This window comes from Pseudomonas sp. 22526, from assembly GCF_052044735.1.
In the GTDB taxonomy this organism is placed as follows: Bacteria; Pseudomonadota; Gammaproteobacteria; order Pseudomonadales; family Pseudomonadaceae; genus Aquipseudomonas; species Aquipseudomonas piscium.
Genome location: NZ_JBQENK010000019.1, coordinates 126,180 through 136,921 on the forward strand (window position 1 = coordinate 126,180; position 10,742 = coordinate 136,921).

At 62.4% G+C, this 10,742-nt stretch carries 11 protein-coding genes and 1 pseudogene; 5 read left to right on the forward strand and 7 right to left on the reverse strand.

All coding sequences use genetic code 11. From position 1 onward, the window contains the following. The first annotated feature begins 373 nt into the window (after nucleotides 1–373). From ACTJKT_RS24955 to ACTJKT_RS24965, 3 genes are all read left to right on the forward strand, one after another. A complete protein-coding gene (locus ACTJKT_RS24955) occupies nucleotides 374–841 on the forward strand; it encodes an FAD/FMN-containing dehydrogenase (RefSeq protein ID WP_440788935.1) in 468 nt (155 codons plus the stop codon). Continuing rightward, nucleotides 838–1,527 carry an energy-coupling factor ABC transporter permease gene (locus ACTJKT_RS24960; protein WP_440788936.1) on the forward strand — a complete coding sequence of 230 codons (690 nt, stop codon included), beginning with the start codon at nucleotides 838–840 and terminating at the stop codon, nucleotides 1,525–1,527. The genes ACTJKT_RS24955 and ACTJKT_RS24960 overlap by 4 nt, the downstream gene beginning before the upstream one ends. A gap of 65 nt (nucleotides 1,528–1,592) precedes the next feature. Beyond that, nucleotides 1,593–1,808, forward strand: coding sequence for a hypothetical protein (locus ACTJKT_RS24965; protein WP_202697847.1), 216 nt, complete (start codon nucleotides 1,593–1,595; stop codon nucleotides 1,806–1,808). A gap of 4 nt (nucleotides 1,809–1,812) precedes the next feature. Here the strand turns inward: ACTJKT_RS24965 and yacG are convergent, their stop codons facing one another. Genes yacG through ACTJKT_RS24985 form a run of 4 tightly spaced genes read right to left on the reverse strand, consistent with a single transcriptional unit; the run spans nucleotide 1,813 to nucleotide 4,725 of the window. After that, nucleotides 1,813–2,016, reverse strand: a complete 204-nt coding sequence (yacG, locus tag ACTJKT_RS24970) for a DNA gyrase inhibitor YacG (RefSeq protein ID WP_097305130.1) — start codon at nucleotides 2,014–2,016, stop codon at nucleotides 1,813–1,815. Next, nucleotides 2,013–2,636, reverse strand: a complete 624-nt coding sequence (gene coaE, locus ACTJKT_RS24975) for a dephospho-CoA kinase (protein WP_440788937.1) — start codon at nucleotides 2,634–2,636, stop codon at nucleotides 2,013–2,015. The genes yacG and coaE overlap by 4 nt, the downstream gene beginning before the upstream one ends. Further along, complete coding sequence (locus ACTJKT_RS24980; protein WP_440788938.1) at nucleotides 2,633–3,505, reverse strand: prepilin peptidase; 873 nt, start codon at nucleotides 3,503–3,505, stop codon at nucleotides 2,633–2,635. The genes coaE and ACTJKT_RS24980 overlap by 4 nt, the downstream gene beginning before the upstream one ends. Before the next feature lie 2 nt (nucleotides 3,506–3,507). Next, nucleotides 3,508–4,725: a type II secretion system F family protein gene (locus ACTJKT_RS24985; protein WP_440788939.1), complete on the reverse strand. Its 1,218-nt coding sequence runs from the start codon at nucleotides 4,723–4,725 to the stop codon at nucleotides 3,508–3,510. Between the two features lie 365 nt (nucleotides 4,726–5,090). On the opposite strand from ACTJKT_RS24985, the gene ACTJKT_RS24990 reads away from it, so the two are divergent. Beyond that, nucleotides 5,091–5,507: a pilin gene (locus tag ACTJKT_RS24990; protein ID WP_440788940.1), complete on the forward strand. Its 417-nt coding sequence runs from the start codon at nucleotides 5,091–5,093 to the stop codon at nucleotides 5,505–5,507. 288 nt (nucleotides 5,508–5,795) lie between these two features. Then, nucleotides 5,796–6,152, forward strand: a complete 357-nt coding sequence (locus ACTJKT_RS24995; protein ID WP_440788941.1) for a BON domain-containing protein — start codon at nucleotides 5,796–5,798, stop codon at nucleotides 6,150–6,152. Nucleotides 6,153–6,354: 202 nt separating this feature from the next. On the opposite strand, the gene ACTJKT_RS25000 is transcribed toward ACTJKT_RS24995, so the two are convergent. The 3 genes and pseudogenes from ACTJKT_RS25000 to ACTJKT_RS25010 all read right to left on the reverse strand — a co-directional run. Continuing rightward, nucleotides 6,355–9,282 carry a DUF748 domain-containing protein gene (locus ACTJKT_RS25000; protein WP_440788942.1) on the reverse strand — a complete coding sequence of 976 codons (2,928 nt, stop codon included), beginning with the start codon at nucleotides 9,280–9,282 and terminating at the stop codon, nucleotides 6,355–6,357. 102 nt (nucleotides 9,283–9,384) lie between these two features. Continuing rightward, the gene (locus tag ACTJKT_RS25005) at nucleotides 9,385–10,401 is read right to left on the reverse strand and encodes a class I SAM-dependent rRNA methyltransferase (protein WP_440788943.1); all 1,017 of its coding nucleotides are present in this window, start codon (nucleotides 10,399–10,401) and stop codon (nucleotides 9,385–9,387) included. Between the two features lie 161 nt (nucleotides 10,402–10,562). Continuing rightward, a pseudogene (locus tag ACTJKT_RS25010) lies at nucleotides 10,563–10,742 on the reverse strand (acetyl-CoA C-acetyltransferase); the annotation flags it as partial.

Genomic DNA, 10,742 nt, shown 5'->3' on the forward strand with positions numbered 1-10,742 from the left:
CTGCAAAAAAGTCTGTTTTTTGGCGGCCTATGATGGCCAAACAATACTATTTTTCCGCTTTTATGGTCAACTAATTGACTAATTGTGGCAGATTAATCTTTTTTTTGCATTATGCATCGGTTTTTTGACGGTTTTACGCATCCAGGACGAATGAAAGCCTGGGCATGTGTCACGAAGTTGGCTCATTCGTGAGCGAGGGCGTGACGGATGAATGGAGTGTTGTTCAGGGGGGGGCTCTTGTCCAACCGGTGGCGATTTATTCCCTTTGGCCCGTGATTGCGGGGTTCTTGATGGCTGGCGCAGCCCTCCGGCGAGGTGCTCTGGCGGTGTAGACTGGACGCTGCCGAACTAACCAAAGGAAGGGGAAGACGCTGTGAGATATTGGTCATTGCTGTTGCTGGGTTGCGTGCCATTGCTGGCGCACGCGGTGGAAGTCGGTGAGCGCCTGGCGCCCTGGACTTTGCTCGATCAATTCGACCGGGCCTACAGCCTCGACGGGCAGACCCGGACCCTGCTGGTGGCGCGTAGCATGGATGGCGCCAAGCTGGTCAACGCCGCCTTGCAGGATCGGCCTGCGGGTTATCTGGAAGCCCGGCACACGGTATTTGTCGCGGACATCCAGCGCATGCCGGCGGTGATCGCCAAGATGTTCGCGGTTCCGGCGATGCGTGATTATGACTACCGGATCATGCTCGACCGTGACGGGCGGGTGGCGCCGCGTTACGCCGGGGCTGTGGATAAAGTCCTGTGGCTGCAGCTCGACGATGGCCGGCTGGTCGCTCAACGGGAGTACGCTACGGCCGCCGAACTGCGCGCAGCGCTGGAGCAGGCGCAGCCATGATCAGTGCGGTGCTGCTGTCGCCGCTGACCCTCGGCGCCGGCTGGCTGATCTATGTGCCGGTGCTGCTCTGGGCCGCCTGGCGCGCGCCCTGGGTCGAGCTGTTCAGCGACAGCCGGCGCCAGCATCTGCTGTTCGGTACGGTGTTCGCGTTGTTCATGCTGTGGTTGGTGCGCCGGGATTTCGATACCGGGGTGTCCTACCACTTCATCGGCATGACGGCGGTGACCCTGTTGCTGGACTGGCCGCTGGCGATCGTCGGCGGGCTGATTGCCCAGGTGGGGTTGGTCGCGCTGGGTCGCCAGGACCTGGCGGCGGTCGGCATCAACGGCGCCTTGCTGATCCTGCTGCCGGTGCTGGTCACCGAATGCTGCGCGATCCTGGTGGAACGGGCGCAGCCGCGTAATCCCTTTGTGTATATCTTCTGTTCCGGTTTTTTTGCCGCCGCGCTGTCGGCCTTGTTGTGCCTGCTGGTGGGCCTGGGGCTGCTGTGGTTCGACGGGCGTTTTGCCATGCCGGAATGGCTGGAGGACTTCGTCGGCTACCTGTGGCTGATCATCTTTCCCGAGGCCTTTATCAACGGCATGGTGGTCAGCGCCCTGGTGGTGTTCTGCCCCGAATGGCTGGAAACCTTCAACCGCACCCGTTACCTCTCGGCGCCGTGGAAGGACGACGATCCGCGTTCTTGATCCATATCAAACACGTTCGGCAGGCGCGGTCCCATGCTCGGCAAAAACCGTTCGGGAGCAGGGTCATGAGTGTGTATGAATGGGCACGGCAGGAAGTACGCAGGAGTCTGGATACTGCACAGGAAGAGGGTTTCGAACCAGGCTTGAGCCTGCGCGCCCTGCTCAGCGCGGTGGTGCAGGAGAGTCGGCGGGTGCGCAGCGCCGAGGATCTGGCCGACGAGTTGCAGTTTCTCGCGGAGAACCTCGACGATACGCAGGATTATGGTTTCATGCGGCCTTGAGGCTCTAGTGGGCGCGAGGCGGTAGTTCCTCGGAAAACAGATCGTCCTCGGCATCCGGGCTGACCGGAATCTTGTGTTCTTCGGCAGCCCAGGCGCCGAGGTCGATCAGTTTGCAGCGGTCCGAGCAGAACGGACGGTTGACGTTGCTCGCGGTCCATTCCACGGGCGCACCGCAGGTTGGACATTCCACGGTCAGGGGTTGGCTCATGACTGGCCTCCATGCAAGGTAAGGTAAAAGTGATGCAGGCGTTCGACCTCGCTGTGCAGCCAGGCGAGGTCGCGGTCGTTGACCAGCACATCGTCGGCATGGCTCAGGCGGTCTTCGCGGGTCGCCTGGGCCTTGAGAATCGCCTGGACCTGCTGTTCGCTGATCCGGTCGCGTTGCAGGGTCCGCTCGATCTGCAGTTGCTGCGGCACGTCGATCACCAGGATCCGCTGGGTCATCGCGTATTGCCCGGATTCGATCAGCAGCGGTGACACCAGAATCGCGTAGGGCGACTCGGCGCGGGCCAGGTGCGCGGCGATCTCATCGGCAATCAAGGGATGCAGCAAGGCTTCCAGCCAGAGGCGTTGCTGCGGCACCTCGAAGATCAGCTTGCGCAGCGCGGCGCGGTCCAACTGGCCATCGGCCTGCAGCACGCTGTCGCCGAAATGCTCGGCAATGCGGGCCAGGGCCGGGCGGCCGGGTTCCACTACCCAGCGGGCGGCGTGATCGGCATCCACCACATGGATGCCCAGGTCGATGAAGTGCTGGGCCGCGGCACTTTTGCCACTGCCGATACCGCCGGTAAGGCCGAGGATCCAGGGTTTGAAAACAGGCTTGGTCATCTGAAACCGACAAACTGCAAATAGGAGCCGGTTATTTGACCACCCCAGAGCAAGGCAATCCAGCCGGCAATGGCCAGAAAGGGACCGAAGGGGATAGGCGTGGACATTTGCGCGCGGTTGCGGCGCAGCATGGCGACCCCGGCCAGGGCCCCCGTCAGGGAGGCCAGCAGCAGGGTCATCGGCAGAATCTGCCAGCCGCCCCAGGCGCCGAACATGGCCAACAGCTTGAAATCGCCGTGCCCCATGCCTTCCTTGCCGGTCAGCAGCTTGAACAGCCAGTATACCGACCACAGGCACAGGTAGCCGGCCACGGCGCCCCACAGCGCATCGTGGAGGCTGACGAACAGCTCGAAGCCATTGACGATCAGGCCCAGCCACAACAGGGGCAGTACCAGCACGTCGGGCAACAGTTGATGATCTGCATCGATCAGGCTCATCGCCAACAGGCCCCAGCTCAGGAACAGCATCAAGCCGGCCTGCCAGCCAAAGCCGAAATGCCAGGCCACGAACGCCGAGGCCAGGCCGCAGGTCAGCTCCACCAGCGGGTAGCGCCGGCCGATCGGTGCCTTGCACGCCGAGCAGCGTCCGCGCAGCAGCAGGTAGCTGAACACTGGGATGTTTTCCCAGGGGCGGATCGGGTGCGCGCAGTGAGGGCACTGGGAGTGCGGGAGCAACAGGTTGTAGGTCGTCCCGGCAGGCTCGCTGGGCAGCCCCAGGATGTCACGGGCCTGGGCCTGCCAGTCGCGCTCGAGCATCTTTGGCAGCCGCCAGATCAGCACGTTGAGGAAGCTGCCGACAATCAGGCCGAGGATCAGCGCCGATGCTACGAAGACCAGCGGGTAGCTGGCCAGGACCTCAGTCAATGACATGTTCAGATCGCTGTACCGAGTTGGAAGATGGGTAAGTACATGGCGACCACCAGGCCGCCGACGAGGGTGCCCAAAACTACCATGATCACGGGCTCCATGAGACTGCTCAGGGTGTCGACCAGGGTATCGACCTCTTCCTCGTAGTGGATCGCGACCTTTTCCAGCATGCCGTCCAGGGCCCCGGACTCTTCGCCGATGGCGGTCATCTGGATGGCCATGCCGGGAAAGATGCCGGATGCGCGCATGGAAAAATGCAACTGCATGCCGGTCGCCACGTCCTGCCTGATGCGGTTCACCGCATGCTTGAACACCTGATTGCCGGTGGCCCCGGCCACCGAGCCCAAGGCCTCCACCAGCGGTACTCCGGCGGCGAAGGTGGTGGACAAGGTGCGGGCGTAGCGGGCCACCGCGGACTTGTACATCAGCGGCGCCACCAGCGGCAGTTTCAGCAGGGCCACGTCCAGCCACTGGCGAAAGCGCGGTGAGTGCCGGTGGGCATGGCGCAGGCCGAACAGGCTGAGCAGCAGACCGCCCGCCAACAGCCACCACCAGTGCTGCACGAATTCCGAGAGGGCGATGACCAGTTGGGTGAACACCGGCAGTTGCGCGCCGAAGCCTTGGAACATCGACTGGAATTGCGGCACCACCTTGACCAGCAGGATCCCCGTCACCACCAGCGCCACGCAGATTACCGCCAGGGGATAGGTCATGGCCTTGCGGATTCGGGTCTTGAGGTTTTCGCTTTTTTCCTTGTAGGTCGCCACTCGCTCCAGCAGGGTTTCCAGGGCCCCGGCCTGTTCGCCGGCATCCACCAGGCTGCAGTACAGCTCGTCGAAGTAGCGCGGCCTCTTGCGCAACGCTGTGGTGAAGCTGCTGCCGGCGGCGATGTCCTGTTTCAGCTCGGCCAGCAGTTTGCGCATGTTCGGGTTGTCGAAGCCCTCGGCAATGATGTCGAACGATTGCAGCAGCGGCACGCCGGCCTTGATCAGGGTCGCCAGCTGCCGGGTGAACAGGCTGATGTCGCGGGCCCTGATCGGCGGCGTGCGCTGGAACAGCGAACGGGATTTCTTCCTGACCCTGGCCGGGTTGATGCCTTGCTTGCGCAACTGGGCCCTGATCAGCGAGGGGTTATGGCCGCTCAATTCGCCGCGCAGTTTGCTGCCTTGCCTGTCGGTGCCTTCCCACAGGTAAACACTGACTTTTGCTGCTTTGACCGCCATGGTGTCGAGTCCCGGGTAGTGATGGATGTCCTCAGGGCCGGCAATGCCCCGTGCGTTAGCGAGTGGACCGCTGCGCGCTGCGCGGCGTCCGGCTCATAGAGTTTGAATGGCCCGATACGTTCCTTGGACGGGAGCGGGTAGTGAATGCAATCGATGGTCGAGTGACAGCGTAGCTCGCCAAGGCGACCGGCCCAGGGCACTTGGCTGACAAAAAGTGTCAGATAGTGCGACTTCTGGCGCTCACTGCCGCAGGTCCGCGCCGCTGAAACCCCGTTCGCCCGGGGGCGCAGGCGCTGGCACAGGCTGTGCTATGGCTGTGTGGTGAGTGCCCAGACCCTTGGATATCCCCTGCTTGGAGCAGATAGATGAAGTATCAGAAAGGTTTTACCTTGATCGAGCTGCTGGTCGTCGTGGCGATCATCGGCATCCTGGCCACCTTTGCCATGCCGCTGTATTCCAAATACCAGGCGCGGGCCAAGGTCACCGCGGCGTTGGCCGAAGCCTCGGCGCTGAAGGTCAACTTCGAGGACGTGCTGAACCAGGGCAGCGACCCGACCCTGGAGCTGGTGGGGGGCAAGGCGGCGACGTCGAACTGCACCATGACCGCCGCGGGCTCCGCCTCGACCGGAGCGGGAACCATTGGCTGCACCATCCTCAATGCTCCGGCGCCGGTGCTGAACAAGAGCCTCACCCTGACTCGCAGCACAGCCGATGGCTGGGTCTGCACCACCACTGTCCCCGCGGATTACTCCCCCAAAGGCTGCGCCGCCAGCGGCAGCTGAGTCCGGTTCTCGCATGCTCGGCGCGTGAAACGCCACGCGCCCCCGCGCCTTTTGGGAAAGTATCGAGAATTCAGGAAGTTAGTTCGGCCACTGAGAAATGCAACTTGCATGCAGATTATTCGCCGGTCATGCATTTTGCATGATCGCGGATACTTTGGTTTATTTGTAAGTTGTTGATATTTAAGTAATTACTGTTTTTATGAACTTGGCATAACGCCTGCAATCTACTTAAGTAACCCTGCTGCCAGGACCTGGAGCAGGTTTTCCAGAAGAACAGGAGTTACTCGTATGAAGAAGTTCGCTATCGCTGCTGCAACTGCTACCGCTCTGACCCTGACCATGGCTAACGTCGCATTTGCCCAGACCACTCAAGCTACTCAGGCGCCAATGGTGCTCGCGGCGGGTGAAGTGACCAAGGCCAAGGAAGCCACTTCCGACACCTGGATCACCACCAAAGTCAAAGCGGATCTCGTAACTGAAAAAGGCATTCCTGGTACCGACATCAAGGTCGAAACCAACAAGGGTGTGGTTTCCCTGTCCTCTACCACTGCTCTGACCGCGTCGCAGAAAGAAGTCGCCGTCAACATCGCCAAGAACATCAAAGGCGTGAAGGCGGTATCGGCTGACGGTCTGAAAACCGAGTAAGCCGCAAGCGTCTTTCCTGGACAGGGAGAAGAGGCGGTAGATGGTTCATCTACCGCTTCCTTGAAGGTTCATGCGAATGGCCACAGGGAGGTGGCTCCTTTTGTAAACAGAACAGGCCCCGGCACAGTGTGTCGGGGCCTGTTCTGTTCATGGCGGGGAAAACCGCCGGGCCGAGCCGTTTCCGGGGCGGCGGGGAGGGTGGTTATTCGGCATCCAGGTGCATGGGGGTAATGACCCGGCCGTCGCTTTCGGCCTGGCCGAGGTTGGCGTCGATGAAGTACACCCGGTCGTCCGTCAGTTGGCCCTTGTCCACCAGGAAGTCCTTGATGCTGCTGGCCCGTTCCTGGCCCAGCTGGCGCAACAGCACATCGCTGCCGCTCCAGAACTGGATCACGCCTTCGCGCATTTTCGCGGTGCGCTCTTCCTTGCCCAGATCCTTCCATTCGGCTGGTGGCTGGGTCTTGAGGCGGGTGCGATAGATGCCTTCCAGCAGCGGGCCTTTCTCGCCCTCCGGCACCTTCAGCAAGGATGCCTGGGCCGGCACCTTGTCGCCGCGACGCTGGAGCATCTTGTAGTAGTTGTACTGGTATTCCCGCTCCAGGCGCTGCTCGGCGATCAGCGGGCCATCGCTGCTCTGCGCGGCGGTACCTTCGATCTCCAGGCGCAGGGCCGGACGCTCCTTGAGCGCGTTGGACAGCTTGACCAGCGCCGCTTCCGCTTCCGGGTTCAGGTCGCTCGAGCCCGGGGCGAACGAAACGCTGCCCAGGTCTTCCGCGCCGCCGCCCGCGACCAATCCGCCGATCAGCTTGAAGGGGGCCGCGGCCGCTTTGACGATCAGGTTGCGCAGGGTCTGCCAGACAATCGGCATCACGCTGAATTGCGGGTTGTTGAGGTCGCCGGTCACCGGCAGTTCGATGGATATCTTGCCGTCGACATCCTTGAGCAAGGCGACCGCCAGTTTCAGTGGCAGGCTCACGGCATCCGGGCTGTCGACTTTTTCCCCCAGCTCCAGTTGTTCGACCACCACTTTGTTTTCGGCCTTGAGCTGGCCGTTGGTGATCACGTAGTGCAGGTCGAGGTTGAGCCGGCCCTTGCGGATACGGTAGCCGGCGAACTTGCCGGAGTAGGGGGTCAGGGTGGTCAGCTCGACGCGTTTGAAACTGGTGGCGATGTCCAGCGCGGCCATCGGATCGAAGGGGTTCACGCTGCCCTTGATGGTGACCGGCGCATAACGATCGACCTTGCCCTTTATATCGACGCTGGCCGGTTTTGCCTGGCGGCTGTCGATGGTGCCGATCTGGCCGTTGAGCTGCTGGACGGCCGTGGCGAAGTTGGGGGTCAGGCTGAAGTCGGCGAAGTTGGCCGAACCGTCGTTGATGGCGATCTGGCCGATATGGATGCCCAGGGGTTTTTCCTTGGCGGCTGGCTTGGCGGCACTCTTCGGCGCGCTGTCGGCCGGTTGCGGGATCAGCAGGTCATCGATGTTGGTGGTGCGGTCATCGTTGATCATGAAGCGCGCATAGGGCTGCAGCAGGTTGACCTTGTTGATCGTCAGGCTGTCGCCGTGCTGATAGTTCAGGCCTTCGAGCACCAGTTGCTGCCATTTCACGAAGTCGCGGGTTTTCAGGGTGTCCAGGGTATGCAGCTGGTCGACCTGGGCGCGGCCGGTCACGCTGAAGGTCAGGGGATCGATGTTTTTCAGGTCCACTGCCAGGTCGCTGCCGAGCATGCCGCTGCGCAGCTCCAGGCGAATGAACGGGCTGATGTAGGACTGGGCGACCCGCAGGTCGATATCCTTGGTTTGCACTGCCAGCTTGGCGGTGACCGGTTGCAGGTTGACCACGCCGCTGGCGAGGATCTTGCCCTGCTTGCCCAGCCCGGTGTCTAGCTTGAGGTTGAAAGGCGACTGGTTGAGGCTGTCGAAGTTTTGCACATCGAGGTTCAGCGGCCCGACTTCCAGCGCCACCGCCGGCTTGGCCTGACGGTCCGCCAGGTGCACCTGGTAATTGCGCAGTTGCACGTCCTTGAGCAGCACCTGCCAGGGTTTGCTTGGCGCCGGGGTCGCCGGCTGCGTATCGGTGGCGGCCGGAGCGGGCTTGGCGGCCGGTTTGGCCGGCTGGCTGGCGAACAGTTTCTGCCAGTCCAGTTGACCATCGGCCTCCAGGGCGGCCCAGGTTTCCAGTTTCTGGCTGCGGATCTTGCCGACCACTACTTGCTGCTTGGCCAGGTCGACCGTGGTTTCACTGACGTCCAGGCGCTCCAGGCGGGCCAGTGGTCGGCCGTCAGGGGCCTTGATGGCGAAAGGGGCGACGCTTACCGAGGCATCGCTGAGCAGCAGTTCGGTTTCCTTGGCCAGGTTCAGCTTGTAGCGGGTGTTGAGGTTCAGCACGCCGTCTTCGAGAACCAGCGGCAAGGCATCGCGGACATAGGGCCACCAGGCTTTCATCTGGCCACCGGTGATTTTCAGGGTGCCTTCGGAGGCGATCGGGGTCAGGCTGAAATTGCCGCTCCAATCGATCTGGCCGCCCGCGGGGCCCGCGGCGACCAGGGTCATGTCGGCACTGTCGTCGGGCAGGGTGCTGAGGTTCTTCAGTTCGAGATCGAGTTTGTCGTAGAGGAAATCGATGGGCTCGCTGGGGCGCGTGTCCTGGAAGTGCACATAACCGCCCGCCAGTTTGATGCGCTCGATACGCAGGGGGAACGGCTTGGCCTCGGGGTCGTCCGGAGTGGGCTCGCTGGCGGGCAGGTTGAACAGGCCCAGCAGGTTGAGCTTGCCGTCCTTGGCGAACAGGATCTCGCTCTTGGGTTTGTCCAGCTCGACGTCGGCCAGGTGCAGCGCGCGGGTCCAGAGGCTGTCCAGTTGCAGGTTGGCGTAGAGACGCTCGAAGGCCACCTGCTCCTTGCCCGGCTCACCGATGTTCAGGCCCCAGAGCGTCAGTTCGAGGCTGAACGGGTTGAGTTCGATGCGCTGGATCTTTGCCGGTACCGTCGCATAGTTGGCCAACTGTTGATTGGCCACCCGCAAGGCGATGCCCGGCAAAATCAGAAAGCCCAACAGGCTGTACAGGGCGAGAGCGGTCAACAAGGCGCCGATAGCGCGAATCAATCCTTTGGGCATGCGAGGCTTCATCTATCTGATATCGGGAGTGCGTTGGAGTATGGCATGCGTTTCCGGTTCCGAAACAATCCCAATCCTGTCGCAAACAGGATTGTTCAGATTCCTGCCAGGGGATCAGAGCTGCAGGATCAGGGTCTTGAGCGGCGGTTGCTGGTCCATGGACGGGAAGTCGCGACCGGGTGTCAGCACCTGCCATTCGCGTACCGGGCGCCCGGCTTTTTCGGCACAGCGCAGCACTTGTTCGCGCCAGTCGTCCATCGAGACTTTCGCCAGGTTGTTGCAGCAGATCAGCACGCCATTGTCGGCGGTGGCCAGCAGGGCCGGCTTGAGCAGGCTCTGATAGTCGCGCAACAGGTCGACGGTGCCGAATGCGCTCTTGGCCCAGGCCGGAGGGTCGAGCAGCACCAGGTCGTACTGGCGTTGTTCCAGGCGTGGGTAGCTGGGCAGCTTTTGCCCACGACGCTGGGTGATGGGCAGGCCGGCCAGTTGGCGGATCGCCGGGAAGTAATCCGATTGCACGAACTGCATGGCCGGCAATTGCGGATTGAGCTGGCCGTTCTCACGGCCGACGGCCAGGTTGCCCTCGGCGAAGTCCAGGTTGCACACCTCACGGGCGCCACCTGCTGCGGCACTCAAGCCGACGCCGCAGGTATAGGCGAACAGGTTCAGCACGCTTTTGCCGGCGCTGTGGGCCTTGACCCAGCCACGGGCGTTGCGCAGGTCGAGAAATAGCAGCGGGTCCTGGCCGGCATGGCGACCGCGTACCCGGTAGTTCAAACCCCATTCGTGGCCGACCAGGTCTTTCAGTGCCTCTTCTTCGGCGCGGTAAACCGGATCTTCGCGGTCGATGCGTGAGTTGCCCCGGGAGCGGTCGTTGTAGACCAGCAGGGTTTCCAGGCCCATCTGCTCCTGGACGGTCTCGTGCAATTGCAGCAGGGCATCACGTTCCAGCGTCTGGTGAAAGCTTTGCACCAGCAGCTGTGGGCCGTAACGGTCGATGGTCAGGCCCCCGGCGCCTTCCTGGCTGCCATGGAACAGCCGATAGCAGTCGGTGCCTTGCTGATGCAGCTCGACGAGCAGGTCCTGGCGACGATCGAGGGCGGCGCGCAGCGCCTGATTCAAGGAAGACATGCGGGCGCCTTGCGAGTGATTGGGCGGGGCAGTCTACCAGCTTCGCCCGAGCCTCTGTAGGAACAGCCGGTTGAGGGGGCATGGTTCTGTAGGAGCGAGGCTTGCCCGCGAAACAAACGTCATGACANTCGCGGGCAAGCCTCGCTCCTACATAGACGGGATCAGCGTTCGATGGCCAGCGCCACGCCTTGACCGCCGCCGATGCACAAGGTGGCGAGGCCTTTCTTGGCATCGCGCTTGAGCATCTCGTGCAGCAGGGTTACCAGCACCCGGCAGCCCGAGGCGCCGATCGGGTGGCCGAGGGCGATGGCGCCGCCGTTGACGTTGACCTTGCTCGCGTC

What these genes read in the sequence shown, in the direction of transcription:
- ACTJKT_RS24960 (WP_440788936.1), top strand. Translation starts at nt 838, where the DNA reads ATGATCAGTGCGGTGCTGCTGTCGCCGCTGACCCTCGGCGCCGGCTGG.
- ACTJKT_RS24965 (WP_202697847.1), top strand. Translation starts at nt 1,593, where the DNA reads ATGAGTGTGTATGAATGGGCACGGCAGGAAGTACGCAGGAGTCTGGAT.
- yacG (WP_097305130.1), bottom strand. Translation starts at nt 2,016, where the DNA reads ATGAGCCAACCCCTGACCGTGGAATGTCCAACCTGCGGTGCGCCCGTG.
- coaE (WP_440788937.1), bottom strand. Translation starts at nt 2,636, where the DNA reads ATGACCAAGCCTGTTTTCAAACCCTGGATCCTCGGCCTTACCGGCGGT.
- ACTJKT_RS24980 (WP_440788938.1), bottom strand. Translation starts at nt 3,505, where the DNA reads ATGTCATTGACTGAGGTCCTGGCCAGCTACCCGCTGGTCTTCGTAGCA.
- ACTJKT_RS24985 (WP_440788939.1), bottom strand. Translation starts at nt 4,725, where the DNA reads ATGGCGGTCAAAGCAGCAAAAGTCAGTGTTTACCTGTGGGAAGGCACC.
- ACTJKT_RS24990 (WP_440788940.1), top strand. Translation starts at nt 5,091, where the DNA reads ATGAAGTATCAGAAAGGTTTTACCTTGATCGAGCTGCTGGTCGTCGTG.
- ACTJKT_RS24995 (WP_440788941.1), top strand. Translation starts at nt 5,796, where the DNA reads ATGAAGAAGTTCGCTATCGCTGCTGCAACTGCTACCGCTCTGACCCTG.
- ACTJKT_RS25000 (WP_440788942.1), bottom strand. Translation starts at nt 9,282, where the DNA reads ATGAAGCCTCGCATGCCCAAAGGATTGATTCGCGCTATCGGCGCCTTG.
- ACTJKT_RS25005 (WP_440788943.1), bottom strand. Translation starts at nt 10,401, where the DNA reads ATGTCTTCCTTGAATCAGGCGCTGCGCGCCGCCCTCGATCGTCGCCAG.